Source organism: Micromonospora echinospora (genome assembly GCF_014203425.1).
Classification (GTDB): Bacteria; Actinomycetota; Actinomycetes; order Mycobacteriales; family Micromonosporaceae; genus Micromonospora; species Micromonospora echinospora_A.
In genome coordinates this window covers 3147856-3171978 of the sequence record NZ_JACHJC010000001.1, presented here as the reverse complement: position 1 = coordinate 3171978, position 24123 = coordinate 3147856, and the positions used below count along the sequence as shown (strand labels likewise).

Sequence of the window (24123 nt, the reverse complement as noted above, 5' to 3'; positions counted from 1 at the left end):
CGGTCGCGGCGCGTGGCGGCGGTCAGGCTCCCGCGGCCGACTTGAGGTCGGCGGCCCGGTCGGTGCCCTCCCAGGTCAGGTCCGGCAGCTCCCGGCCGAAGTGGCCGTACGCGGCGGTCTGCTGGTAGATCGGGCGGAGCAGGTGCAGGTCCCGGATGATGGCGGCCGGGCGCAGGTCGAACACCTCGGTGACGGCCTTCTCGATCGAGGCCACCGGCACGGTCTCGGTGCCGAACGTCTCGATGAACAGGCTCACCGGGTGGGCCTTGCCGATCGCGTACGCGACCTGGGCCTCGCACCGCTCGGCCAGCCCGGCGGCGACCACGTTCTTGGCCACCCAGCGCATCGCGTACGCGGCCGAGCGGTCCACCTTCGACGGGTCCTTGCCGGAGAACGCGCCGCCGCCGTGGCGCGCGTACCCGCCGTAGGTGTCCACGATGATCTTCCGGCCGGTCAGGCCGGCGTCACCCATCGGGCCGCCGATTTCGAAGCGCCCGGTCGGGTTGACCAGCAGCCGGTAGCCCTCGGTCTCCAGGCCGAGGCCCTCCAGCTCCGGGTTGATGACGTGGTCCCGGATGTCCGGGGTGAGCAGCGACTCCAGCGAGATGTCGGCCGCGTGCTGGCTGGACACGACAACGGTGTCGAGCCGGACCGGGCGCAGCCCGTCGTACTCGATGGTGACCTGGGTCTTGCCGTCCGGCCGCAGGTAGGGGATGGTGCCGTCCTTGCGGACCGTGGCGAGCCGGCGCGCCAGCCGGTGCGCCAGCGCGATCGGCAGCGGCATCAGCTCGGGCGTCTCGGAGCAGGCGAAGCCGAACATCATGCCCTGGTCACCGGCGCCCTGCGCGTCCAGCGCGCTCTCCGACCCGCCGGTACGCAGCTCGAAGGCGTTGTCGACGCCCTGGGCGATGTCCGGCGACTGGGCGCCGATGGACACGCTGACGCCGCAGGAGGCGCCGTCGAAGCCCTTCTTCGACGAGTCGTACCCGATGCCGAGGATGGTCTCCCGGACGATGGTCGGGATGTCGGCGTACGCCTTCGTGGTCACCTCGCCGGCCACGTGCACCTGGCCGGTGGTGATCAACGTCTCCACCGCGACCCGGCTGTGCGGGTCCTGGGCGAGCAGCGCGTCGAGAATGCCGTCACTGATCTGGTCGGCGATCTTGTCCGGGTGGCCCTCCGTGACCGATTCGGACGTGAAGAGACGTGTCACGGCACTCCTAAGCATGTGAAGACTTTTAAAGGTCGCTCGGCGGCAGTTTAGCCATCCCCGTTCCGCCGTGACCCCCTGATAGCGGGCCGACCAACCGTCAGGAACGTGACGGCAGCCGCGGACACACGAGGTCCCAGACGGCGTCGGCCAGGGCCTCCTTGGGCTGCTCGGCCAGCCGGTGAACGGCGCCGTCGGCGGCGATCACGGTGGCCGCGTTGGTGTCGGCGCCGAAGACCTTGTCCACGCCGACCTCGTTGACGACGATCATGTCAGCCCCCTTGCGGGCCAGCTTGGCCCGGCCGTTGGCCTCCGCGTCGTCGGTCTCCGCGGCGAAGATCACCAACACCTGCCCGGCGCGGCGGACGCGCCCCAGCTCGGCGGCGATGTCCGGGTTGGTGACCAGCTCGATGGTCGGCGCGACACCGTCGTCGGACTTCTTGATCTTCCCGGTGGCGTAGCTGGCCGGCCGGAAGTCGGCGGGCGCGGCGGCCATCACCACGGCGTCCGCGTCGGCGGCGGCCGCCAGCGTCGCCGTGCGCAGCTCCTCGGTGGTGCCCACCCGGACCAGGTCCACCCCGGCCGGGTCGGGCAGCGCCACGTTCGCCGCGACCAGCGTGACCCGGGCGCCCCGGGCGACGGCGGCGCGGGCGAACGCGTACCCCTGCTTGCCGGACGACCGGTTGCCCAGGAACCGGACCGGGTCCAGCGGCTCCCGGGTGCCGCCGGCGGTGACCACGACGTGCCGGCCCGCCAGGTCGGCCTCGGCGCCGGCGCCGCGCGCCAGGGCCCGGCGGGCGACCGCGAAGATCTCCGCCGGGTCGGGCAGCCGGCCCTTGCCGGTGTCCCGCCCGGTGAGCCGGCCCACGGCCGGCTCGATCACCCGGACGCCGCGCGAGCGCAGCGTGGCCACGTTCGCCACCGTCGCCGGGTGCTCCCACATCTCGGTGTGCATGGCCGGCGCCAGCAGCACCGGGCAGCGAGCGGTCAGCAGCGTGTTCGTGAGCAGGTCGTCGGCGAGGCCGTGGGCGGCCTTGGCGATCAGGTCAGCGGTGGCCGGGGCGACCACGACCAGGTCGGCGTGCTGCCCGAGCCGCACGTGCGGGACCTCGTGCACATCGGACCAGACGTCGTCGGCCACCGGCTGGCCGGACAGGGCCGCCCAGGTCGGCGCCCCGACGAAGCGGAGCGCCGAGGCGGTCGGCACCACCCGGACCCGGTGACCCGACTCGGTGAAGAGCCGGAGCAGCTCACACGCCTTGTAGGCGGCGATGCCGCCGCCGACCCCGAGGACGATCTCGGCGGGCATCGGCGCGGGCGCGGTTACGGCTGGTCGGTCGGCTCAGCGGTGAGCAGGCCCGAGTTGATCTCACGCATGGCGATGGAGAGCGGCTTCTCCTGGGGAGTGGTCTCCACCAGCGGGCCGACGTACTCCAGCAGGCCCTCACCGAGCTGGCTGTAGTAGGCGTTGACCTGACGGGCGCGCTTGGCGGCGAAGATGACCAGCGCGTACTTCGAGGTGGTCTTCTCGAGCAGCTCGTCGATCGGCGGGTTGGTGATGCCCTCGGGGTTGGTGGCGATGGATCCCACGAATTAAACCTCTGCGTCTCGTGCGCCGCCCGCGGGCGGTCGGGCCGGAGCCAGGAAGGACGAACCGAGCAATCCTACCAGTTCCACCGCGGCGCGCTCGGTGCGGTCGTGCGCCACGGCGTGGGCGAAGGCCGCCGCGACCTCCGGGTCGGCCCGGTACGCCGGCGGCGCGAGCAGCACCAGCCGGGCGTCCGGCTCCACCGCCCGGACCGTCAGCGCGCCGGCCAGGTCCAGCGGCAGCAGCACCGGAGATCCGCCGGCGAGCCGGGCCCGCACCGGCGCGCGGGGCACCCCCCGGCGGTACGGGCCGATGCGGCACCACTCCAGCAGCTCGCCCGCGGCGATCAGGCGGTCGAAGCCGGCCGGGTCGAGGAAGACGCGGTCCACGCCGTCCCGCTCGTCCGGGCGCGGCGGCCGGGTGGTGGCGACCACCGGCACCCAGACAGACGCAAGGCGCGCCCGGACCGCCTCGACCACACTGCTCCGGCCGGCCCCGGAGGGACCGGACAGGACAGTGAGCCGAGCCGCCGAGCGCGCCTCGTCATCCGTGCTCACCGCTTGTTTCTACACGGCGGGCCGTTCAGTTCGCGGCGAACTCTCCGAGCAGAGCCTTGCGCTGCTGCTCGCCGAGGCCGCGCAGGCGACGGCTGTCCGCGATCTTGAGCTTCTCCATGATCTGGGTGGCCCGGATCTTGCCGATGCCCGGCATCGCCTGGAGCACGGCCGAAACCTTCAGCTTGCCCACGACGTCGTCGGACTCGGCCCGCTCGAGGACGGTGGCGAGGGTGGTCTTGCCCTGCTTGAGCTGCTCCTTCAGCTCAGCGCGGGCCTTGCGGATCTCCGCGGCCTTCTCCAGCGCGGCAGCGCGCTGTTCGGGGGTCAGTGACGGGAGCGGCACCAGTTCTCCTCAGGTCCCTAGTACGGCGGGCGGAGTGCCCCACCGCATCTGTGAAACGTGGTGTCGCTGGCAACCAAAGGGGTCCGTGGTTCCCAGCGCGGGGAAAACTAGCGGTCAACGGAGATTTCGGCAACGTGGGCGCGCGATGATCAACGGAAAGTGACCGAGCCGTCAGTCAGCCTACGGCGTTCAGGGCGGTCCGGCACTCGGCCAGCGCCCGCTCGGCGGCGGCGCGCAGACCGGCCGGGTCCGGTCCCGCCCCGAGCACCTCCCGGGAGTACGACGGAAGCACCGACGGCAGCGCGGCGCCGAAGACGGTACGCAACCCGGCGGGCGTGCCACCCTGCGCGCCCAGGCCCGGCGCGAGCAGCGGACCGTTCACCGAGCCGAGGTCGTGACCGGTCTCGCCGACCGTCGCGCCGACCACCAGACCGAAGCTGCCGAGCGGCTCCGCACCCCGGTTGAGCTGGGAAATCTCGTCGATCACGGTCTGCGCGACGGTGCGCCCGTCGGCCCCGACGGCCCGCTGCACGGAGGCACCCTCCGGGTTCGAGGTGAGGGCCAGGACGAAGACCCCGCCACCGTGCTCGGCGGCGGTGGAGAACATCGGCGCGAGTGAACCTACTCCCAGGTAGGGGCTCGCGGTCACCGCATCGACATACATCGGGCTGGATGGATCGAGGTACGCCGAGGCGTACGCGGCAACCGTCGATCCGATGTCGCCGCGCTTCACGTCAAGCAGAACGAGCGCTCCCAAATCTCGTAACTGTCGGATAGTTGACTCAAGCACCCCGACCCCTCGCGAGCCGAAGCGCTCGAAGAACGCCGACTGCGGCTTGACCACCGCCACCCGGTCCCCGATCGCCTCCACCACCGTGCGGCAGAACCGGTCGAGTCCGTCGACGTCGTCGGGCAGCCCCCAGTCGGCCAGCAGCCCGGGGTGCGGGTCGATCCCCACGCAGAGCGGTCCCCGGTCCGCCACGGCCCGGTGCAGTCTGGCGCCGAACGTCTCCATCGCGTCTCTCCTCTCCCCGCGGCCCCGGGCCGCCTGGGCGTGTCCGGCGACGGCCTCCCCGTCGCGCCCTGTCGAACTCGGCCGGGCTCAGCCGGCCTTCACAGCCGCGGCGACCCCGGCCGCGATCCGGGCCACGTCCGCGGCGTCGCAGACGTACGGCGGCATGGTGTAGACGAGATCCCGGAACGGCCGCAGCCACACCCCCTGCGCCACTGCTGCGGCCGTGGCGCGCGGCAGGTCCACGTCGTGGTCGAGCTGCACCACCCCGATCGCGCCGAGCACGCGTACGTCGGCCACGCCGGGCGCGCCACGCAACGGCGCCAGGCCGGCCCGCAGGCCCTCGGCGATCCCCGCCACCCGGCCGGCCCAGTCCCCGGCCCGCAGCAGGTCCAGGGAGGCGTTGGCGACCGCGCAGGCGAGCGGGTTGCCCATGAACGTCGGTCCGTGCGCCAGCACCCCGTCGGCGGAGATCGCCCGCGCCACCTCGGGCGTGCACAGCGCCGCGGCCAGCGTCAGGTAGCCGCCGGTGAGCGCCTTGCCCACGCAGAGCACGTCCGGGGCGACCCCGGCGTGCTCGGCGGCGAACATCTTCCCGGTCCGGCCGAAGCCGGTGGCGATCTCGTCGAAGACCAGCAGGATGCCGTGCCTGCGGGTCACCTCGCGCAGCACCCGCAGATAGTGCGGGTGGTGGAACCGCATCCCCCCGGCGCCCTGGACCACGGGCTCGACGATCACCGCGGCCAGCTCGTCGGCGTGCCGCTCCACCGCGTCCACCAGAGCCGCCTCGTACGCCGGGTCCGGCGGCGCGTCGAAGCCGGGCGGCGGCGCCGGCGCGAAAACCTGCCGGGGCAGCACGTCGCCCCAGAGGTGGTGCATGCCGCCCTCCGGGTCGCAGACGCTCATCGGGTGGAACGTGTCGCCGTGGTAGCCGCCCCGCCAGGTGCCCAGCCTTCGGCGCTGCGGGCGTCCCAGCGCCCGCTGGTACTGCAGGCACATCTTCACCGCGACCTCGACGCTCACCGAGCCGGAGTCGGCCAGGAAGACGTGTTCCAGGCCGTCCGGGGTCAGCTCGACGAGCGTGCGCGCCAGGCGTACCGCGGGCTCGTGGGTGAGCCCGCCGAACATCACGTGGCTCATCCGCCCGAGCTGATCGGTCACCGCGGCGTCGAGCACCGGGTGCCGGTAGCCGTGGATCGCCGCCCACCACGACGACATGCCGTCGACCAGCTCCCGCCCGTCCGCCAGCCGCAGCCGCACCCCCGCAGCGCTGTCGACCACGTACGGCGAGCCGGCCGCCGGCATCGCGGTGTACGGATGCCACACGTGCCGCCGATCAGCTTCCAGGATCTCCTCAGGCGTCATGACTCCTCCTCGTCCCCCACCCCACCCCACCCCCACCGCCGCCCCCCTCTCCCCCGCGATCTTGCGGTTGCTGCCCCTGCCGCGCCCGGAACGGGTGGAATGCCGGGGCGGAAAGTGCAACTGGTGGGGTGGGGGTGGGGCGGGGTGGGTCAGGGGTGGGTGGCTCGGGTGATGGCTCGGGTGAGGGCGGGGCCGCGGTAGATGAAGCCGGTGTAGAGCTGGACCAGGGACGCGCCGGCGTCGAACATGCGGGTGGCGTCGTCCGGGTCGAGGATGCCGCCGACGCCGATCACCGGCAGCCGTCCCCCGGTCTCCCGGTGCACGAAGGCGACCATCTCCCGGGCCCGTACGGTGAGCGGCCGGCCGGACAGGCCGCCCGCCTCCGCGCCCCGCGCCCGGTCGGCCGGGGCCAGCCCGTCACGGGCGAGCGTGGTGTTGGTCGCGATGACCCCGGCCGCGCCGCGGTCGAGACAGACCTCCAGCAGCTCGGCCACGGCCGGCTCGGTGAGGTCCGGGGCGATCTTCACCAGCACCGGCTTCTCCCCCACCAGCGCGGCGAGCAGCGCGTCCAGGTGGGACCGGTCCTGAAGCGACCGCAGCCCGGGGGTGTTCGGTGAGGACACGTTCACGGCGAAGTAGTCACCGTGCCCCTTGAGCGCCCGGTAGGAGTCGAGGTAGTCCTCGACGGCCTGATCCAACGGGGTCACCTTGGACTTGCCGAGCGAGATGCCGAGCGGTACGCCGAGCGGGCGTGGCAGCGCCGCCAGCCGGTCCGCGAGCGCCGCCGCGCCCGCGTTGTTGAAGCCCATCCGGTTGACCACCGCTTCGCTGTCGCGCAGCCGGAACAGCCGGGGCCGGGGGTTGCCCGGCTGGGCGTGCGCGGTCACGGTGCCGACCTCGACGAAGCCGAAGCCCAGCGCCGGCCACGCCGGTAACGCGACGCCGTTCTTGTCCATCCCGGCGGCCAGCCCGACCGGGTTGGGGAACCGCACCCCGAACACGGTGCGCGGCGCGGACCGGAAGTACGCCGCGCGCAGCGCCGCCAGGAGCGCCGGCCGCCGCGACACCGCCGCCAGCCGCTCAAGCGTCCATTCGTGCGCGCCCTCCGCGTCCCCGCCCGCGAGCGAGAACAGCCGGGGCCGCACCACCTTCTCGAAGATCACGCCCCGACCCCCGGCCCGATGATCATGAGGTTGGCGGCGAAGTGGATCTCCGATTCCGCCGCCAACCTCATGATCGACGCGTGGAGACGCGCTGTCACTCGCCCGCCCGGAGGGCGGCGTGCAGGTCCTGCAGCGGGCGGACCTTCAGGTCGCCCCGGATGCGGGCCTCGATGCCCATGACCGCGGCCGCGGCGCCGGGGACAGTGGTCACGCACGGAATGTCCACGCTCACCGCCGCGCTGCGGATCTCGTACCCGTCCGAGCGGGCGCTCGCGCCGGAGCCCTGCGGCGTGTTCACCACGAGCGCCACGTCCCCGCCGAGGATCAGCGAGACCGCGTCCGCGCCCTCACCCGACTCGTAGTGCTTGCGGATCTGCTCGCAGGCGATGCCGTGCCGGCGCAGCACCTCGGCCGTGCCGGTGGTGGCCACGATCTCGAAGCCCAGGTCGGCCAGGCGCTTGATCGGGAAGATCATGCCGCGCTTGTCCCGGTTGGCCACCGAGACGAAGATCTTCCCGGCGGTGGGCAGCGACCCGTACGCGGCGGCCTGGGACTTGGCGAACGCCTGCCCGAAGCCGGTGTCGATGCCCATCACCTCGCCGGTGGACTTCATCTCCGGGCCGAGCAGCACGTCGATGCCCTTGCCGGAGGGGGTGCGGAACCGCTTGAACGGCAGCACCGCCTCCTTGACCGCGATCGGCGCGTCGGCCGGCATGGTGCCGCCGTCACCGGTGGGCGGAAGCATCCCCTCGGCACGCAGCTGCGCGATGGTGGCGCCGAGCGCGATCCGGGCCGCCGCCTTGGCCAGCGGCACCGCCGTGGCCTTGGAGACGAACGGCACGGTACGGGAGGCACGCGGGTTGGCCTCCAGCACGTAGAGCATGTCGCCCTGCAGCGCGTACTGGACGTTGAGCAGGCCGCGCACCCCGACGCCGCGGGCGATCTCCTCGGTGTAGCGGCGCACCTGGGCCAGGTGGGAGCCGGCCAGGGTGATCGGCGGCAGCGCGCACGACGAGTCGCCGGAGTGGATGCCGGCCTCCTCGATGTGCTCCATCACGCCGCCCAGGTAGACGTCGCCCTCGGCGTCCACGAGCGCGTCCACGTCGATCTCGATGGCGTCGTCCAGGAACCGGTCCACCAGCACCGGGCGGTCCGGCGAGATGGCGGTGGCCCGGCCGATGTAGTCGCGCAGCGTGGCGTCGTCGTACACGATTTCCATGCCCCGCCCGCCGAGCACGTACGAGGGGCGGACCAGGACCGGGTACCCGATCTCGTCGGCGATCGCCTTCGCCTCGTCGTACGACGTGGCCATGCCGTGCGCGGGCGCGCGCAGCCCGGCCCGGGACAGCACCGCGCCGAACGCGCCGCGCTCCTCGGCCAGGTGGATCGACTCCGGGGAGGTCCCGACGATCGGCACCCCGGCGTTCTTGAGCCGCTGGGCCAGGCCGAGCGGCGTCTGCCCGCCGAGCTGGACGATCACCCCGATGACGCCGGGCCCGCCGGCGGCCTTGCCGGAGGAGTCCTCGGCGTGCCAGACCTCCAGCACGTCCTCGAACGTCAGCGGCTCGAAGTAGAGCCGGTCGGCGGTGTCGTAGTCGGTGGAGACGGTCTCCGGGTTGCAGTTGACCATGACGGTCTCGTAGTCGACGTCCCGGAGCGCCTGGACCGCGTGCACGCACGAGTAGTCGAACTCGATGCCCTGACCGATCCGGTTCGGCCCGGAGCCCAGGATGAGCACCTTCGGCCGCGCCGAGGGCGCCACCTCGGTCTCCGAGTCGTAGGTCGAGTAGTGGTACGGCGTGGTCGCCTCGAACTCGGCCGCGCAGGTGTCCACCGTCTTGTAGACCGGCCGGACGCCGAGCCGGTGGCGCAGCGTGCGGACGCCGTCCTCGGCGGCCAGCTCGGGACGCAGCGCGGCGAGCTGCCGGTCGGACAGACCGGCGCGCTTGGCCCGGCGCAGCAGGCCGGCGTCGAGCACCGGCGCGTCGACGATCTCGGCACGCAGCTCGACCAGCGAGGCGATCTGGTCCAGGAACCACGGGTCCATGCCGCCGGACGCCTTGGACACCTCGGCGATCGACGCGCCCAGGCGCAGCGCCCGCTCGACGGTGTAGAGCCGGCCGTCGTGCGGCGTCCGCAGCGCCGCGAGGGTGTTCTCCAGCGTCGCGCCCGCCGGGTCCGGAGTGGTCCAGAAACCCGATGCCTTGGTTTCCATCGAGCGCATCGCCTTGTTCAGCGCCTCGGTGAAGTTGCGGCCCAGGCTCATCGCCTCGCCCACCGACTTCATGGTGGTGGTCAGCTCCGGGTCGGCGCCGGGGAACTTCTCGAACGCGAACCGGGGGATCTTCACCACCACGTAGTCGAGCGTCGGCTCGAACGCGGCCGGCGTCTTGAGCGTGATGTCGTTCGGGATCTCGTCCAGCGTGTAGCCGATGGCGAGCTTCGCGGCGATCTTCGCGATCGGGAAGCCGGTCGCCTTCGACGCCAGCGCCGAGGAACGCGACACCCGTGGATTCATCTCGATCACGACGATCCGGCCGTCGGCCGGGTTGACCGCGAACTGGATGTTGCAGCCGCCGGTGTCCACCCCGACCTCGCGCAGCACCGCGATGCCGAGGTCACGCAGCCGCTGGTACTCCCGGTCGGTGAGCGTCATCGACGGCGCGACGGTGACGCTGTCGCCGGTGTGCACGCCCATCGGGTCGACGTTCTCGATCGAGCAGACCACCACCACGTTGTCGTGGCGGTCGCGCATCAGTTCGAGCTCGTACTCCTTCCAGCCGAGCACGCTCTCCTCGATGAGCACCTCGTGCACCGGGCTGGCCGCCAGGCCCGAACCGGCGATGCGCTCCAGGTCCTCGTCGGTGTGCGCCATGCCGGAGCCGAGGCCGCCCATGGTGAACGACGGCCGGATGACCACCGGCAGGCCCAGCTCGGCGACCGTCTCGCGGACCTCGTCCATCGAGTGGCAGACCCGCGAGCGCGGCACCAGCGCGGACGGATCCGCCAGGCCCAGCCGTACGCCGGCCTTCGCGACGATCTCCTTGAACAGCTGCCGGTCCTCGCCCCGGTTGATCGCCTCGATGTTCGCGCCGATCAGCTCGACGCCGTACTTCTCCAGCACGCCCGCCTCGTGCAGCGCGACAGCGGTGTTCAGCGCGGTCTGGCCGCCGAGCGTCGGCAGCAGCGCGTCGGGACGCTCCTTGGCGATGACCAGCTCGACGAACTCCGGGGTGATCGGCTCGACGTACGTGGCGTCGGCGAACTCCGGGTCCGTCATGATCGTCGCCGGGTTGGAGTTGACCAGGCTGACCCGGATCCCCTCGCTGCGCAGCACCCGGCAGGCCTGGGTGCCGGAGTAGTCGAACTCGCAGGCCTGTCCGATTACGATCGGCCCGGAGCCGATCACCATGACGTGCTTGAGGTCGGTCCGCTTAGGCATTCTTGCCGCCTTCACTGTGGTTCCGGTCGGGGCCGCCGCTCTCGATCAGCTCGGCGAAGCGGTCGAAGAGGTAGTCCGCGTCGTGCGGGCCGGCCGCCGCCTCCGGGTGGTACTGGACGGTGAAGGCGGGCACGTCCACGCCCCGCAGCCCCTCGACCACGTTGTCATTGAGGCAGACGTGTGACACCTGGACACCGCCGAACTCGGTCTGGATCACCTGATCCGGCACCACGGCGCCGTCCCCGGCGCCCGGCACCTGCACCGCGAAACCGTGGTTGTGGCTGGTCACCTCGACCTTGCCGGTGGCCCGGTCGAGCACCGGCTGGTTGATGCCGCGGTGGCCGTACCCGAGCTTGTAGGTGCCGAAGCCGAGCGCCCGGCCGAGGATCTGGCTGCCGAAGCAGATGCCGAACAGCGGGATCCGCCGGGCCAGCACCTCCCGGGCCAGCGCCACCGGGCCGTCGGCGGTCGCCGGGTCGCCCGGGCCGGGCGAGAAGAAGACCGCGTCCGCGCCGGTGGCGAGCAGGTCCTCGATCGTCGACCCGGCGGGCAGCACGTGGGTGGTGACGCCGCGGGCGGCGAGCCGGCGCGGCACGTTGCGCTTGATGCCCAGGTCCACGGCGGCCACCGTGAACCGGTGCTCGCCCTGCGCCTCGACGACGTACGGCTTGGCCGTGGTCACCTCGTCGGACAGGTTCGCGCCGACCATCTGCGGCGAGCGGCGGACCCGCTCCAGCAGGGCGGCCGGGTCGTCCTCGACGCTGGAGATGCCGACGCGCATCGCGCCGCGCTCACGCAGGTGCCGGGTCAGCGCCCGGGTGTCCACGCCGCTGATGCCGACCACGCCCTCGGCGGCGAGCCGGTCCTCCAGCCCGCCGGTGGCGCGCCAGTTGGAGCTGATCCGGGCCGGGTCGCGCACCACGTATCCGGCCACCCAGATCCGGTCGGACTCGTCGTCCTCGCCGTTGACGCCGGTGTTGCCGATGTGCGGCGCGGTCTGCACCACCACCTGCCGGTGGTAGGAGGGGTCGGTGAGCGTCTCCTGGTAGCCGGTCATACCGGTGTTGAAGACCGCCTCGCCGAAGGTCTCCCCGACGCTGCCGTACGCCTCGCCGTGGAACGTGCGCCCGTCCTCGAGGACGAGAATTGCAGGCCGTCGCTTCACTGTGCCCGCCTTTCGTTCGCGACTGCGGGACTCCGCTCCGCTGCGTTCCTCGCGCTCACTTAACAGCCTTTCCGTCCAGGACCGTCGGCTCGCCGCGCAGGAAGGTCGCCACGATGCGACCCGGCAGCGTCATGCGGGCGTACGGGGTGTTGCGACTGCGACTGGCCAGCTCCGCCGGCTCGATGAGGCGGCGGGCGGCCGGGTCGACCAGGGTCAGGTTGGCCGGCACGCCGGGCGCCGGGTCGAGGCCGTGCCCGGCCAGCCCGGCGATGCGGGCCGGCGTGCGGGACATCCGCTCGGCGATCAGGTCCCAGCGCGGACCGAACACGTCGAGCGCGATGGACAGCGCCGTCTCCAGGCCGAGCATGCCCGGCCGGGCGTACGCCCACTCGCACTCCTTGTCCTCCACGGCGTGCGGCGCGTGGTCGGTGGCGATGACGTCGATGACGCCCTCGGCCAGCGCCTCCCGCAGCGCGGCGATGTCGGCGGCGGTGCGCAGCGGCGGGTTGACCTTGAAGACCGGGTCGTAGCTCTCCGCTTTCTCGTCGGTCAGCAGCAGGTGGTGCGGGGTCACCTCGGCGGTGACCCGTACCCCGCGCGACTTGGCCTGGCGCAGCACCTCGACGCTGCCGGCGGTGGAGACGTGGCAGACGTGCAGGCGGCTGCCGACGTGCTCGGCCAGCAGCACGTCCCGGGCGATGATCGCCTCCTCGGCGACGGCGGGCCAGCCGGTCAGGCCGAGGCGGGTGGACACCTCGCCCTCGTGCATCTGCGCGCCCTCGGTGAGCCGGGGCTCCTCGGCGTGCTGGGCGATCACGCCGTCGAACGCCTTGACGTACTCCAGCGCCCGGCGCATGAGCCGCGGGTCGGCCACGCAGTGCCCGTCGTCGGAGAAGATCCGCACCCCGGCGGCCGAGTCGGCCATCGCGCCCAGCTCGGCCAGGCGCTCACCGGCCAGCCCGACGGTGACCGCGCCGATCGGCTGCACGTCGACCAGGCCGGCCTCCCGGCCGAGCCGCCAGACCTGCTCGACCACGCCCGCGGTGTCGGCGACCGGCGAGGTGTTCGCCATCGCGCACACAGCTGTGTAGCCGCCGAGCGCCGCGGCCCGGGAGCCGGACTCGACGGTCTCGGCGTCCTCCCGGCCGGGCTCGCGCAGGTGGGTGTGCAGGTCGACCAGGCCGGGCAGCGCGACCAGGCCGGTCGCGTCGAGCACTGTGGCGTCGTCGGCGGCGAGGCCGCCGCCGACGGCGGCCACCACGCCGTCGCGGATGAGCAGGTCGGTCGGCTCGCCGCCGACCACACTGACGCCTGTGATGAGGTACGCGGTCACCGGTTGTTCCCTCCGAGCAGCAGGTAGAGCACGGCCATCCGCACGGAGACCCCGTTGGCGACCTGTTCGACGATGGTGGAGCGGGGTGAGTCGGCCACCTCGGGCGTGATCTCCATCCCCCGGTTCATCGGCCCGGGGTGCATGACGATCGCGTGCTCGGGCAGCCGGCGCATGCGCGGCCCGTCGAGCCCGTAGCGGCGGGCGTACTCCCGGGCCGACGGGAAGTAGGAGTCACCCATCCGTTCCCGCTGCACCCGCAGCATCATCACCACGTCCACATCTGGGAGAACGGCGTCGAGGTCGTAACAGACGTCGGTGCCGGGGGCGAGCGCGGCGGAGATGTCGACCGGGATGAGCGTGGGCGGGCCGACCAGGGTGACCTTCGCGCCGAGCGTGGACAGCAGCAGCACGTTGGAGCGGGCCACCCGGGAGTGCAGCACGTCGCCGACGATCGCCACGTGCAGCCCGTCGAGCCGGCCCAGCCGGGACCGCATCGTGTACGCGTCGAGCAGCGCCTGGGTGGGGTGCTCGTGGGTGCCGTCACCGGCGTTGACCACCGACCCGTCGACCCACTCGGCGAGCCGGTGCGGCGCGCCGGAGGCGGGGTGCCGGACGACCACCGCGTCCGCGCCCATCGCCTGGAGCGTCAGCGCGGTGTCCTTCAGGCTCTCCCCCTTGGTCACGCTGGAGCCCTTGGCAGAGAAGTTGATCACGTCGGCGCTGAGCCGCTTGGCGGCCGCCTCGAACGAGATCCGGGTCCGGGTGGAGTCCTCGTAGAAGAGGTTGACCACGGTGCGCCCGCGCAGCGCGGGCAGCTTCTTGACCTCGCGCCCGGCCACCGTCGCCATCTCCGCGGCGGTGTCCAGGACCAGGGTGGCGGTGGCGGCGTCCAGGTCGGCGCCGGAGAGCAGGTGCCGGATCATGCGGGAGAGCCTCCGTACAGCCGTACCTCGTCCGTGCCGTCGGTCTCGGCGAGGGTGACCTTCACGTTCTCGGCCAGCGCGGTGGGGATGTTCTTGCCGACGTAGTCGGCGCGGATCGGGAGCTGACGGTGACCGCGGTCGACCAGGACCGCGAGTTGCACCGAGGCCGGGCGGCCGACGTCGCTGAGCGCGTCGAGCGCGGCCCGTACGGTGCGGCCGGAGAACAGCACGTCGTCGACGAGGATCACCCGCTTGCCGTCGATCCCGCCGGACGGCAGATCGGTCGGGCCGACCGCGCGGGTGGCGTGCCGGCGCAGGTCGTCGCGGTAGAGCGTGATGTCGAGCACGCCGACCGGTACCGTCACGTCCTCGAAGGTGCTGATCCGGTCCGCGAGGCGGCGGGACAGCGGCACACCCCGGGTGGGGATGCCGAGCAGCACGGTGTCGGCGGCGCCCTGGGTCTTCTCCAGGATCTGGTGGGCGATGCGGTCGACCACCCGCGAGACGTCGGCAGCGGCGAGGATCACCTTCACCGAGGGTTGTCGCGGCGGTGACGAATGGGCAGCCGGTGGGTAGGCCACGGCGGACCTCCTTCCCCGCCTCACGGGACGGGTCGTTAAAGGACGTCTGGGTCGGCTCCGGGGGCCCGCGCGGGGCCCGGACCGGGGCTTAACGCCACGTTACCAGCGGTCACCGGGCCGCCCGCCGCCGGTCCTGACCTGCTGGTCAGCCCGGAGAAATGCGGACAAGCCACACGAGCGCCCCGGACCCCGTGGACACCACCACTTGACCACGTGTCGCAATCCCCGTACCGTCACGCTCCGTAGCGATAGCTGGGAGAACCCCGAGCAGCACTGGGAGTGTCCGAATGCCCTCTGAATACGCCAAGTCTCTGGGCGCCCGCCTGCGCTCCATCCGCCAGCAGCAGGGCCTGTCCCTGCAAGGGGTGGAGGAGAAGTCGAACGGGCGGTGGAAGGCCGTGGTGGTCGGCTCGTACGAGCGCGGCGACCGCGCCGTCACCGTGTCCCGCCTGGCGGAACTGGCCGACTTCTACCGTGTTCCCGTCTCGGAGCTGCTGCCCGACGGCAGCGGGGTGCGTCACGAGCCCACCAGCAAGATCGTGCTGGACCTGGAGCGGCTCTACGACGAGGCCTCCGAGGACCTGGCCTACGTCGCCCGCTACGCGCGCGCCATCCAGCAGCAGCGCGGCGACTACAACGGCCGGGTGCTCTCCATCCGCGCCGACGACCTGCGCGCCCTCGCGATCGTCTACGACGCCTCACCGTCGGGGCTGATCGAGCGGCTGACCGAGCACGGTGTGCTGGTCGCCGACCCGCGGGCGTTCTTCGCGTCCTGACATCCCGTACGAAAAGGGCCCGTGCCGTCCGGCACGGGCCCTTTCGTCGTCGCGGCGCGGAGCGCGGGGCTCAGCGGGAGGCGTACTCGGCGATCCGGCCGAGGATGCCGTTGAGGAAGCGGGGCGAGTCGTCTGTCGACATCTGCCGGGCCAGCTCCACCGCCTCGCTGATCGCCACCGCGTCGTCGATCTCGTCGACGTAGAGCAGCTCGTACACGGCGATCCGGGCCAGGTTGCGGTCGACCACCGGCATCCGGGCCAGCGTCCACCCCTCGGCGTAGCTGGCGATCGTCTCGTCGATCCGGTCGAGGTGCGCCGCCACGCCCTCGACCAGCCCGACCGCGTAGCCGAGGTGGTCGGGGCGCGGCTGCTCGATCCGCTCCAGGTAGCCGGCGAGCACCTCGACCGGCGGGCGGTCCCGCAGATCGGCCTCGAAGAGCACGTCCAGCGCCCGCTTACGCGCCTTGCGACGCGCGGGCATCTGCTGCTTGGGACCCTCAGCCATCAGGCTCGGCCGAGGTAACGGCCGTCGCGGGTGTCGACCTTGATCTTCTCACCGGTGGTGATGAACAGCGGCACCTGCACGGTCGCGCCGGTCTCGACGGTGGCCGGCTTGTTGCCGCCGGTCGACCGGTCGCCCTGCAGGCCCGGCTCGGTGTAGGTGACCTCGAGCACGACCGAGGTCGGCAGCTCGATGTACAGCGGCACGCTCTCGTGGGTGGCGACAGTCGCCTCGGCCTCGGGGAGGAGGTAGTTGGCGGCCTCGCCGACGGTGGCGCCGGGGACGGTGATCTGGTCGAACGTCTCCAGATCCATGAAGACGTAGTCCTCGCCGTCGGCGTACAGGTACTGCATGGTGCGCTTGTCCACGGTCGCGGTCTCGACCTTGGTGCCCGCGTTGAAGGTCTTGTCGACCACCTTGCCGGACAGCACGTTCTTCAGCGTGGTGCGCACGAAGGCACCACCCTTACCGGGCTTGACGTGCTGGAACTCGACGACGGCCCACAGCTCGCCGTCCAGGTTGAGTACCAGGCCGTTCTTCAGGTCGTTGGTGGTGGCCATTTCCTGCCTTGATCATCAATTGGCGGACAGACCGTCCAAGTCTACTCGCCCTGTCGAATCGGACTCGCGCCGCGGAACGGACCGGCTCAGGCGCCTGCGGCGAGCCGGGCGGCCAGGTGGTGCAGGGCCAGCCGGTAGCCGTCCACGCCCAGCCCGCAGATCACCCCGGTCGCCACCGCCGAGATCACCGAGTGGCGCCGGAACTCCTCCCGGGCGTGGATGTTGGAGATGTGCACCTCGACCAGCGGACCACGCAGCATGGCGCAGGCGTCCCGCACCGCGACCGAGTAGTGCGTCCACGCCGCCGGGTTGAGCACCACAGCCGCTTCCTCGTCGGCCGCCGCGTGCAGCCAGGCCAGCATCTCGTGCTCGGCGTCGGTCTGCCGGACCACCACGTCCAGCCCCAGCTCCCGGCCGTGCCGCTCGCAGTCGGCCACCAGCTGCGCGTAGCTGGTCACCCCGTACACGTCGACCTGGCGGGTGCCGAGCCGGCCCAGGTTCGGCCCGTTCAGCACGTACACCCTCATGAGCTGATCTCCTCGTACGCGGCGGCCAGCAGGTCGTCCGGCGGCGCCTCCAGGATCGCCGGGCGGGCGAGGCCGTCGAGCACCACGAAGCGCAGCCGGCTACCACGGGCCTTCTTGTCCACCCGCATCGCGGCCAGCAGCTCCGGCCAGGCGTCGGCCCGGTAGCCGGTGGGCAGGTCGAGCGCGGTCAGCACGCGGCGGTGCCGCTCGGCGTCGGCCGCGTCGAGGCGGCCGGCGAGCCGGGCCAGCGTGGCCGCGTAGACCAGGCCCACCGACACCGCGTGACCGTGCCGCCAGCGGTAGCCCTCCACCTTCTCGATCGCGTGCGCGAGCGTGTGCCCGTAGTTGAGCACCTCGCGTACCCCGGACTCGCGCAGGTCCCCGGCGACCACGCCGGCCTTCACGCGGACCGCGCGCTCGACCAGTTCGCGCAGCACCGGCCCGGCCGGGTCCAGCGCGGCGGCCGGGTCCCGCTCGACCAGGTCGAGGATCACCGGGTCGGCGATGAACCCGCACTTGACCACCTCGGCCATGCCGGCGGCCAGGTCGGCCGGGGGCAGGCTGTCCAGCGTCGCCAGGTCGGCCAGCACGCCGGCCGGCGGGTGGAACGCGCCGACCAGGTTCTTGCCGGCGGCCGTGTTGATCCCGGTCTTGCCGCCCACCGCCGCGTCGACCATGCCGAGCAGCGACGTGGCGACCGGCACCCAGCGCACGCCGCGCAGCCAGGTCGCGGCGACGAAACCGGCCAGGTCGGTGACCGCGCCGCCGCCCACCCCGACCACCGCGTCGGTACGGGTGAACCCGGCCGCGCCGAGCCGGTCCCAGCAGGCCGCGGCCACGTCGACGTGCTTGCCCGCCTCGGCGTCCGGCACCTCGATCAGCAGCGGCGTCACGCCGCCCTCGCGGACCGCGTCGGCGAGCCGGTCGGCGAGCGCCTTGAGCGGCGGCGCGTGCAGGAAGGCCACCCGCTCGGCGCCCGGCAGCAGCCGGGGCGGCGGGTCCAGCAGGTCACGTCCCACCAGCACGTCGTACGGCCGCTCGCCGCCGACCGGGATCCGGGTCACCTCGTCCATCGCGGGCAGCCTAGTGCAGGACGGCGCCCTAGCGGGGCCACTGTCCACTCCCTGGGTGTTTGACCGGTCGCGCACCGGGTAGGGCGGCCGGAATGAGCGAGACGACGGCACACGCGACCCGACCGGAGTCCGCGACGAGCATCCGGCTGCCCGCCACGATCCTCGGCGTCGGGCTGGGCGGCTTCGTCGACGGCATCGTCCTGCACCAGGTCCTCCAGTGGCACCACCTGCTCAGCAGCACCGGCAGCGACCGGGTCGGCATCCGCGAGTACCCGGTGGACACCGTGCCCGGATTGCAGATGAACACGCTCTGGGACGGCCTGTTCCATGTGGTCACCTGGGTGGCGGTGCTGACCGGCCTGGCCCTGCTCTACTCCCGGGTGACCAGTTCCCGGGGCCGGCTGTGGCGCTCGCCGATGCTCTGGGGCTGGGCCCTGATCGGCTGGGGCCTGTTCAACCTGGTCGAGGGCGTCATCGACCACCACCTGCTCGGCATCCACCACGTCCGCAGCGGTCCGAACCAGCTCTGGTGGGACCTCGGGTTCCTCGCCCTCGGCGTGGTGCTGATCGCTGTGGGCTGGGCGATCCAGCGCCGGGCCCGGGCGGTCGACCTCTGCGCGCCGGAGCGCCGGTGAGCCTGGCCCACGCCGGGCACGCCGACGGCGGCTTCCCGGCGACCGCGCTGGTCCCGGCGGCGCTGTTCTGGGCGTACCTGGCCGCCGCGTTGCGGCTGCGTGACCCGGGCGGGCCGGGCTGGCCGCACGCCCGGACGGCGAGCTTCGGGCTGGGCGCGCTGCTGCTGGCGGCGGGGCTGCTGTGGCCCGCCGGCGACTTCGTCGGGCACATGTGGCAGCACCTGCTGATCGGCATGCTGGCGCCGCTGGCGCTGGTGCTCGGCGCGCCGGTCACGTTGCTGCTGCGCACGCTGGACCGGCGTACCGGCCGGGCCCTGGTCCACCTGCTGCGGCATCCCGTCGCGCGGGTGCTCGGCCACCCGGTGACCGGGCTGCTGCTGACCGCGGGCGGACTCTGGCTGCTCTACCTCACCCCGCTGTACCGGGCCACACTGGACAGCCCGGCCCTGCACACGCTGGTGAACGTGCACTTCCTGCTCAGCGGCTGCCTGTTCGCCTGGTCGATCGCCGGTCCGGATCCGGGCCCGCACCGCCCGCGCGTACCGGTGCGGCTGGTGGTGATCGGGGTCGGGGTGGCCGCGCACGCGACCATCGCCCAGCTGCTCTACGCCGGGCTGTTCGTGGACGTGCCGGCCACCGCAGCCGAGCTGCGGGCCGGCGCCACGCTCATGTACTACCTCGGCGACCTGGCCGAGATCGCGCTGGCGCTCGCGCTGCTCGCCACCTGGCGACCGGAGCGGAGCCCTCGACGCCGGGCGGCCGGGGCCGTTGCGGCCAACGCCTGACCGGCCGGACCTGGCCGGTGCGCCTTCTCACCCGCCCATGGCGTTCCACCCACCGGCGTCATGCACGCCGACTGGAACGCCACGGGTGCCAAAACGCTCGGGAGACACCCACGGCGTTCCACCGAGGGAGCCGGACACGGCGGGGCGGGCGGTTGTCAGGGCTTGAGCAGCGCGGCGATCTCCGCAGCCAGCTCTTCCGGGGTACGCCCGTCCGTCACCACGGTCGCGGTCGCCACCTCGGCGTAGAGCGGGCGGCGCTGGTCCATCAGGTGCTTGAGCGTGGCGCGCGGGTTCAGCGCGAGCAGCGGCCGCCCGGCGCCCAGACCGATCCGCTTGACCGCGTCCGGCAGCTCCACCGACAGGTGCACCACGGTGTGGCCGATCAGCGCGGCCCGGTTCTCCTCGGCCAGGACCGCGCCGCCGCCGAGCGCGAGCACGCCCGCGTGCGACGCGAGCGCCGCCGCCACGGCGGCCCGTTCGAGGGTACGGAAGTGCTCCTCCCCCTCGTCCACGAAGATCTCCGGGATGGGCTTGCCGGCGAGGTTCTCGATGTCGGCGTCGGTGTCCCGGAAGTCGACGCCGAGCGCCTCGGCCAGCGCCGTGCCGACAGTGGTCTTGCCGGAGCCGGGCGCACCGACCAGCACGCAGACCGGCCGGGTGCTCATTTGATCACCAGGCTGTCGAGGTAACCGTTCAGGTTGCGGCGCATCTCGGCGACCGAGTCGCCGCCGAACTTCTCCACCGCCGCCTCGGCCAGCACCAGCGCGACCATCGCCTCGGCCACCACCGCCGCCGCCGGCACCGCGCACACGTCGGAGCGCTGGTTGATCGCGGTGGCCGGCTCGCCCGTGGTCACGTCGATCGTCGCGAGGGCCCGGTTCAGCGAGGAGATCGGCTTCATGGCCACCTTCACCCGCAGCGGCTCACCAGTGGTGATGCCGCCCTCCAGGCCACCGGCCCGGTCGGTGATCCGCCGCACGCCGGTGGCGGTGGGCACGATCTCGTCGTGCGCCTCCGAGCCGCGCGATCGGGCCTGCTGCCACCCGTCGCCGATCTCCACGCCCTTGATCGCCTGGATCGACATCAGCGCGGTGGCCAGGCGGGCGTCGAGCTTGCGGTCCCACTGCACGTGGCTGCCCAGGCCCGGCGGCACCCCGTACGCCAGCACCTCGACCACGCCACCGAGCGTGTCGGCGGCCTTCTTCGCGGCGTCGACCTCGGCGACCATCCGTGCGCTGGCCTCGGCGTCGAGGCAGCGCAGCGGGTCGGCGTCGATGCGCGCGGCGTCCTCCGGCGTGGGCCGCAGGCCCGGCTTGACCGCCACCGGGCCCAGCTCGACCACGTGGGAGACGATCTCGATGCCGAGCGCCTGACGGACGAGCGCCTTGGCGACGGTGCCCACCGCGACCCGGGCGGCAGTCTCCCGGGCGCTGGCGCGCTCCAGGATCGGCCGGGCGTCGGTGTGGCCGTACTTCTGCATGCCGGCCAGGTCGGCGTGACCCGGGCGGGGACGGGTCAGCGGCGCGTTGCGGGCCTGGCTCGCCAGTTCCTCCGGGTCGACCGGGTCGGCGGCCATCACGGTGCGCCACTTGGGCCACTCGGAGTTCCCGACCCGGATCGCCACCGGGCTGCCGAGCGTCACCCCGTGCCGGAGCCCGCCGATGATCTCGACCTCGTCCTGCTCGAACGCCATCCGGGCGCCCCGGCCGTAGCCGAGCCGGCGCCGGGCCAGCTCGCCAGAGATCTCCCCGGTGGTCACCTCGATGCCGGCGGGTACGCCCTCCAGCATCGCGACGAGGGCGGGTCCGTGCGATTCACCTGCAGTCAGCCAGCGCAACACGACGGTCAGTGTGTCACGCCCGGTGGTCACCGGCGTACGCCGCCCGCCGCATCCCGCCCACCGGACAGGCCAGCTCCGCGCTGATCTGCCGCTCCATGGGTGAGGCGTTAACAAGGGGCCCTTCCTCTACCTGAGGCGTTAAGAAGGGGCCCTTCCTTACACCGGCAGGGCGGCGCGCATCGCGGCGCGTGGGGCGGGAACGCCGGTGAACTGCTCGAACTGGCCGAACGCCTGGGCCAGCAGCAGGTCCAGCCCGGAGACCACCCGGCACCCGGCAGTCAGCGCCGCCGCCGCGAGCGGCGTGGGCCACGGATCGTAGACGACGTCGAAGAACACGGACTCCGGCCGCCAGTCGAAGTTGTCCGCGAGCGGGTCGGCCACGCCCTTCGGCACCGTGGAGATCACCAGGTCGGCGCGGGCGTGCGCGGGCGCGCCGTCCCACTCGGCCCCGGCCAGCGGAACGCCGGCGGCCGCCGCGACCGGGCGCAGCTCGTCGACCGCCTCCGGGCTGCGGGCCACCACAGTCACCTCGGCCGCCCCGATCCGGGCCGCCGCCGCGACGGCCGCCCGGGCGGTGCCACCCGCGCCGAGCACGGTGACCACCGCCCCGGCCACGCAGCCGGCGCCGGTGAGCACCTCGACCATGCCGGTGACGTCGGTGTTGTCCGCGTACCAGGTGCCGTCGCGGCGGCGTACCAGCGTGTTGGCGGCGCCGACGGCGGCGGCGACCGGCGCGACCTCGTCGGCCAGCGCGAGCGCCGCCTCCTTGCCCGGCATGGTCACTGACAGCCCGGCCCACTCCGGGCCGAGGCCCGCGACCAGGCCGGGCATCTCGTCGGCGCCGGCTTCGATCCGGGTGTACGACCAGCCGGTCAGCCCGGCCGCCGCGTACCCGGCGGTGTGGATCACCGGGGAGAGCGAGTGGGCGATCGGCTTGCCGACCACCGCGGCGCGGCGGGGATCGGCCATCAGATGATCCCGGCCTCCTTGGCCTTCCGCTCGTTGCGCAGTTGCTCGTCGTAGGTCTCGGCGAACGCGGAGCGCCCGTCCTTGCTGATCGCCACGAAGTAGAGCCACTTGCCCGGCGGCGGGCTCAGCGCGCCCTCGAGCGCCTCCTTGCCCGGGTTGTTGATCGGTGACGGGACCAGCCCGCGCAGCTTGCGGTTGTACGGGTTCTTCGGGTTGTCCAGCTCGGCGGCCGTCATGTCCTTGGACGCCTTGGTCTTCTGGCCGGTCAGTTCCAGGTAGTAGTTGACGGTGACGTCCATCTCCAGGCAGTTGCAGTCGAACTCGCCGTAGACCCGGTTGTAGGCCACCCGGGCGACCTTGCCCAGGTCGGCCTTGTTGCCGGCCTCGGCCTGCGCGAGCGAGGCGACGATCAGCGCCTCGTACGGGGTGATGCCGCCGCGTTCCTTCTGCACCTTCTCGGCGTACTGCATGTTCGAGGTGACGGTGAGGAAGTTGTTCACCATCAGCTTGAGCACCGTCTCGGCGGTGGCCTTCGGCGGGATCTCGTACGTGTCGGGGAAGAGGAAGCCCTCGATCGACGGCTTGACCGTCTTGCCGTCGGAGCGCTTGAACCACCAGTCCGGGACGCCGAGCGCGATCGGGTCCTTCGCCGCCGCCTCGAAGTCCTTGACCGGGATGTCGGTCTTCTCGGAGAGCCGCTTGTAGACCGTCTTCGCGGTGAGGCCTTCGGGGATGGTGATCCCGTTCACGATCCGGTTCTTGAGGTCCAGCATCGCCGCGACCGCCGCGTCGCCGCTCATCTGCTTGCGCAGCTTGTACGTGCCAGGCTGGATGTTCTTGCTGCGCGAGTTCTCCTCGGCGGCCTCGATGAACGCCTTGGTGCTCTTCACCACGTCGGCCGCGACCAACGCGTCGGCCATGTCGGCGAGCAGCGCGCCCTGCTTGATCTCGACGGTCACCTCGGCGGTGCCGGAGCCGTCGTAGTCGGGCGTGACGAAGTAGTTCTGGACCCGGTCGAAGCCGTAGAACGCGCCGCCGCCGATGCCGCCCAGCAGGATCAGCGCGAGCGCGAGGGCGAGCAGGGTCTTGCCCGGGCCGCCGCCGGACTTGCCCTGCCGTCGGCGCACCGCGCCGCGCCGGTGCCGGCCCTTATCCCCCCTGTCCTGCTCGTCGAAGCCCAGGTCAAGGTCGTCGATCATCGCGTCCGCCTCCGCTGTGCGTCCAGCCAGCTCTGCAGAATCTCCACCGCGGCGGCCTGGTCGACCACCGCCCGTTGGCGCTTTCCCCGGACGCCCCGTTCGGCCAGCCTACGACTCGCGACGACGGTAGACATCCTCTCGTCCGTCAGCGTCACCGGAATCGGCCTCATTACATCAGCCAATCGGCTGGCATATGCCGATACGTTCGCCGCCGCGGGCCCGTGCTTTCCGGCGAGGTTGATCGGCAAGCCGACCACGATCCCCACCGCCTCGTGCTCGGCGGCGAGCCGGACCAACTCGGCCATGTCGGCGGGCACCGCGTCCGGTTCCGCGGTCAGGTCGCGGGCCAGCGTGACCAGGGGCGTGGCGAGGATGCCGTGCGGATCACAACGGGCCACCCCCACCCGGACCTGACCCACGTCGACGCCCAGCCGGACGCCACGGGACAGCTCGCCCACTATCGGGCACCTCCCCGCCGGTACGGGCCAGGGCGGACCGGGTGGTCCGCCCTGGCGTCGATCGGTGCGCTCATGCCGTGCCGGCTGGGCATGCCCTCACGGCCCTCGCTCCGCTCG

Annotated in this window: 25 protein-coding genes; 3 read left to right on the top strand and 22 right to left on the bottom strand. The window is 72.5% G+C overall.

Annotated features, from left to right (window positions below; genetic code table 11):
- Window positions 1-22: 22 nt before the first annotated feature.
- The 13 genes from metK to pyrR form a co-directional block, all read right to left on the bottom strand.
- The gene (gene metK / locus FHU28_RS14990) at window positions 23-1228 is read right to left on the bottom strand and encodes a methionine adenosyltransferase (protein WP_184684646.1); all 1206 of its coding nucleotides are present in this window, start codon (window positions 1226-1228) and stop codon (window positions 23-25) included.
- A gap of 82 nt (window positions 1229-1310) precedes the next feature.
- Window positions 1311-2519: a bifunctional phosphopantothenoylcysteine decarboxylase/phosphopantothenate--cysteine ligase CoaBC gene (coaBC, locus tag FHU28_RS14985; protein ID WP_184684644.1), complete on the bottom strand. Its 1209-nt coding sequence runs from the start codon at window positions 2517-2519 to the stop codon at window positions 1311-1313.
- Window positions 2520-2533: 14 nt separating this feature from the next.
- Window positions 2534-2800: a DNA-directed RNA polymerase subunit omega gene (rpoZ, locus tag FHU28_RS14980; RefSeq protein WP_025617742.1), complete on the bottom strand. Its 267-nt coding sequence runs from the start codon at window positions 2798-2800 to the stop codon at window positions 2534-2536.
- Window positions 2801-2803: 3 nt separating this feature from the next.
- Complete coding sequence (locus FHU28_RS14975; RefSeq protein WP_184684642.1) at window positions 2804-3355, bottom strand: nucleoside/nucleotide kinase family protein; 552 nt, start codon at window positions 3353-3355, stop codon at window positions 2804-2806.
- A 25-nt stretch (window positions 3356-3380) separates the two neighbouring features.
- Entirely contained in the window at window positions 3381-3698 is a 318-nt protein-coding gene (gene mihF / locus FHU28_RS14970; RefSeq protein ID WP_013285515.1) for an integration host factor, actinobacterial type, read from the bottom strand.
- 175 nt (window positions 3699-3873) lie between these two features.
- Window positions 3874-4713, bottom strand: coding sequence for an orotidine-5'-phosphate decarboxylase (gene pyrF / locus FHU28_RS14965; protein WP_073827690.1), 840 nt, complete (start codon window positions 4711-4713; stop codon window positions 3874-3876).
- Window positions 4714-4800: 87 nt separating this feature from the next.
- Window positions 4801-6075, bottom strand: a complete 1275-nt coding sequence (locus FHU28_RS14960; protein ID WP_184684640.1) for an adenosylmethionine--8-amino-7-oxononanoate transaminase — start codon at window positions 6073-6075, stop codon at window positions 4801-4803.
- A 149-nt stretch (window positions 6076-6224) separates the two neighbouring features.
- Complete coding sequence (locus FHU28_RS14955; RefSeq protein WP_184684638.1) at window positions 6225-7238, bottom strand: quinone-dependent dihydroorotate dehydrogenase; 1014 nt, start codon at window positions 7236-7238, stop codon at window positions 6225-6227.
- Window positions 7239-7332: 94 nt separating this feature from the next.
- Window positions 7333-10680 carry a carbamoyl-phosphate synthase large subunit gene (gene carB / locus FHU28_RS14950; protein WP_184684636.1) on the bottom strand — a complete coding sequence of 1116 codons (3348 nt, stop codon included), beginning with the start codon at window positions 10678-10680 and terminating at the stop codon, window positions 7333-7335.
- Window positions 10673-11845 (bottom strand): glutamine-hydrolyzing carbamoyl-phosphate synthase small subunit, encoded by a 1173-nt coding sequence (gene carA / locus FHU28_RS14945; RefSeq protein ID WP_184684628.1) that lies wholly within the window; start codon window positions 11843-11845, stop codon window positions 10673-10675. Before carA ends, carB begins: the two co-directional genes overlap by 8 nt.
- Before the next feature lie 55 nt (window positions 11846-11900).
- On the bottom strand, window positions 11901-13178 hold the full coding sequence (locus FHU28_RS14940) for a dihydroorotase (protein WP_184684616.1): 1278 nt from the start codon (window positions 13176-13178) through the stop codon (window positions 11901-11903).
- Window positions 13175-14101 carry an aspartate carbamoyltransferase catalytic subunit gene (locus FHU28_RS14935; protein WP_184684613.1) on the bottom strand — a complete coding sequence of 309 codons (927 nt, stop codon included), beginning with the start codon at window positions 14099-14101 and terminating at the stop codon, window positions 13175-13177. The genes FHU28_RS14940 and FHU28_RS14935 overlap by 4 nt, the downstream gene beginning before the upstream one ends.
- Complete coding sequence (gene pyrR / locus FHU28_RS14930) at window positions 14098-14682, bottom strand: bifunctional pyr operon transcriptional regulator/uracil phosphoribosyltransferase PyrR (protein ID WP_116509893.1); 585 nt, start codon at window positions 14680-14682, stop codon at window positions 14098-14100. The genes FHU28_RS14935 and pyrR overlap by 4 nt, the downstream gene beginning before the upstream one ends.
- A 287-nt stretch (window positions 14683-14969) precedes the next feature.
- Between pyrR and bldD the strand changes: the two genes are divergently transcribed.
- Window positions 14970-15458 (top strand): transcriptional regulator BldD, encoded by a 489-nt coding sequence (bldD, locus tag FHU28_RS14925; protein ID WP_013285505.1) that lies wholly within the window; start codon window positions 14970-14972, stop codon window positions 15456-15458.
- Between the two features lie 70 nt (window positions 15459-15528).
- On the opposite strand, the gene nusB is transcribed toward bldD, so the two are convergent.
- From nusB to aroB, 4 genes are all read right to left on the bottom strand, one after another.
- A complete protein-coding gene (nusB, locus tag FHU28_RS14920) occupies window positions 15529-15939 on the bottom strand; it encodes a transcription antitermination factor NusB (protein WP_184689547.1) in 411 nt (136 codons plus the stop codon).
- A gap of 23 nt (window positions 15940-15962) precedes the next feature.
- On the bottom strand, window positions 15963-16520 hold the full coding sequence (gene efp, locus FHU28_RS14915) for an elongation factor P (RefSeq protein ID WP_073827682.1): 558 nt from the start codon (window positions 16518-16520) through the stop codon (window positions 15963-15965).
- A gap of 86 nt (window positions 16521-16606) precedes the next feature.
- On the bottom strand, window positions 16607-17047 hold the full coding sequence (gene aroQ / locus FHU28_RS14910; protein WP_030502505.1) for a type II 3-dehydroquinate dehydratase: 441 nt from the start codon (window positions 17045-17047) through the stop codon (window positions 16607-16609).
- Window positions 17044-18120 (bottom strand): 3-dehydroquinate synthase, encoded by a 1077-nt coding sequence (aroB, locus tag FHU28_RS14905; protein WP_184684611.1) that lies wholly within the window; start codon window positions 18118-18120, stop codon window positions 17044-17046. The genes aroQ and aroB overlap by 4 nt, the downstream gene beginning before the upstream one ends.
- Before the next feature lie 92 nt (window positions 18121-18212).
- Here aroB and FHU28_RS14900 point away from each other — a divergent pair, with 92 nt between their 5' ends.
- Together FHU28_RS14900 and FHU28_RS14895 are read left to right on the top strand one after the other, a co-directional pair.
- Window positions 18213-18755: a DUF2243 domain-containing protein gene (locus FHU28_RS14900; RefSeq protein WP_184684609.1), complete on the top strand. Its 543-nt coding sequence runs from the start codon at window positions 18213-18215 to the stop codon at window positions 18753-18755.
- Entirely contained in the window at window positions 18752-19540 is a 789-nt protein-coding gene (locus FHU28_RS14895) for a cytochrome c oxidase assembly protein (protein ID WP_184684607.1), read from the top strand. The genes FHU28_RS14900 and FHU28_RS14895 overlap by 4 nt, the downstream gene beginning before the upstream one ends.
- 155 nt (window positions 19541-19695) lie before the next feature.
- Here the strand turns inward: FHU28_RS14895 and FHU28_RS14890 are convergent, their stop codons facing one another.
- From FHU28_RS14890 to ruvX, 5 genes are all read right to left on the bottom strand, one after another.
- Window positions 19696-20205, bottom strand: coding sequence for a shikimate kinase (locus FHU28_RS14890; RefSeq protein ID WP_116509885.1), 510 nt, complete (start codon window positions 20203-20205; stop codon window positions 19696-19698).
- Complete coding sequence (aroC, locus tag FHU28_RS14885) at window positions 20202-21380, bottom strand: chorismate synthase (protein ID WP_184684605.1); 1179 nt, start codon at window positions 21378-21380, stop codon at window positions 20202-20204. Before aroC ends, FHU28_RS14890 begins: the two co-directional genes overlap by 4 nt.
- Window positions 21381-21536: 156 nt before the next feature.
- On the bottom strand, window positions 21537-22349 hold the full coding sequence (locus FHU28_RS14880; protein WP_184684598.1) for a shikimate dehydrogenase: 813 nt from the start codon (window positions 22347-22349) through the stop codon (window positions 21537-21539).
- A complete protein-coding gene (mltG, locus tag FHU28_RS14875) occupies window positions 22349-23548 on the bottom strand; it encodes an endolytic transglycosylase MltG (protein ID WP_184684596.1) in 1200 nt (399 codons plus the stop codon). Before mltG ends, FHU28_RS14880 begins: the two co-directional genes overlap by 1 nt.
- Entirely contained in the window at window positions 23545-24006 is a 462-nt protein-coding gene (gene ruvX / locus FHU28_RS14870; protein ID WP_184684594.1) for a Holliday junction resolvase RuvX, read from the bottom strand. The genes mltG and ruvX overlap by 4 nt, the downstream gene beginning before the upstream one ends.
- Window positions 24007-24123: the final 117 nt, after the last annotated feature.

Excerpts from the sequence above, each read along its gene's own strand:
- metK (WP_184684646.1), bottom strand. The coding sequence starts at position 1,228 with ATGCTTAGGAGTGCCGTGACACGTCTCTTCACGTCCGAATCGGTCACG.
- coaBC (WP_184684644.1), bottom strand. The coding sequence starts at position 2,519 with ATGCCCGCCGAGATCGTCCTCGGGGTCGGCGGCGGCATCGCCGCCTAC.
- pyrF (WP_073827690.1), bottom strand. The coding sequence starts at position 4,713 with ATGGAGACGTTCGGCGCCAGACTGCACCGGGCCGTGGCGGACCGGGGA.
- FHU28_RS14960 (WP_184684640.1), bottom strand. The coding sequence starts at position 6,075 with ATGACGCCTGAGGAGATCCTGGAAGCTGATCGGCGGCACGTGTGGCAT.
- carB (WP_184684636.1), bottom strand. The coding sequence starts at position 10,680 with ATGCCTAAGCGGACCGACCTCAAGCACGTCATGGTGATCGGCTCCGGG.
- FHU28_RS14935 (WP_184684613.1), bottom strand. The coding sequence starts at position 14,101 with ATGATCCGGCACCTGCTCTCCGGCGCCGACCTGGACGCCGCCACCGCC.
- bldD (WP_013285505.1), top strand. The coding sequence starts at position 14,970 with ATGCCCTCTGAATACGCCAAGTCTCTGGGCGCCCGCCTGCGCTCCATC.
- nusB (WP_184689547.1), bottom strand. The coding sequence starts at position 15,939 with ATGCCCGCGCGTCGCAAGGCGCGTAAGCGGGCGCTGGACGTGCTCTTC.
- efp (WP_073827682.1), bottom strand. The coding sequence starts at position 16,520 with ATGGCCACCACCAACGACCTGAAGAACGGCCTGGTACTCAACCTGGAC.
- aroQ (WP_030502505.1), bottom strand. The coding sequence starts at position 17,047 with ATGAGGGTGTACGTGCTGAACGGGCCGAACCTGGGCCGGCTCGGCACC.
- aroB (WP_184684611.1), bottom strand. The coding sequence starts at position 18,120 with ATGGACGAGGTGACCCGGATCCCGGTCGGCGGCGAGCGGCCGTACGAC.
- FHU28_RS14900 (WP_184684609.1), top strand. The coding sequence starts at position 18,213 with ATGAGCGAGACGACGGCACACGCGACCCGACCGGAGTCCGCGACGAGC.
- FHU28_RS14890 (WP_116509885.1), bottom strand. The coding sequence starts at position 20,205 with ATGAGCACCCGGCCGGTCTGCGTGCTGGTCGGTGCGCCCGGCTCCGGC.
- FHU28_RS14880 (WP_184684598.1), bottom strand. The coding sequence starts at position 22,349 with ATGGCCGATCCCCGCCGCGCCGCGGTGGTCGGCAAGCCGATCGCCCAC.
- mltG (WP_184684596.1), bottom strand. The coding sequence starts at position 23,548 with ATGATCGACGACCTTGACCTGGGCTTCGACGAGCAGGACAGGGGGGAT.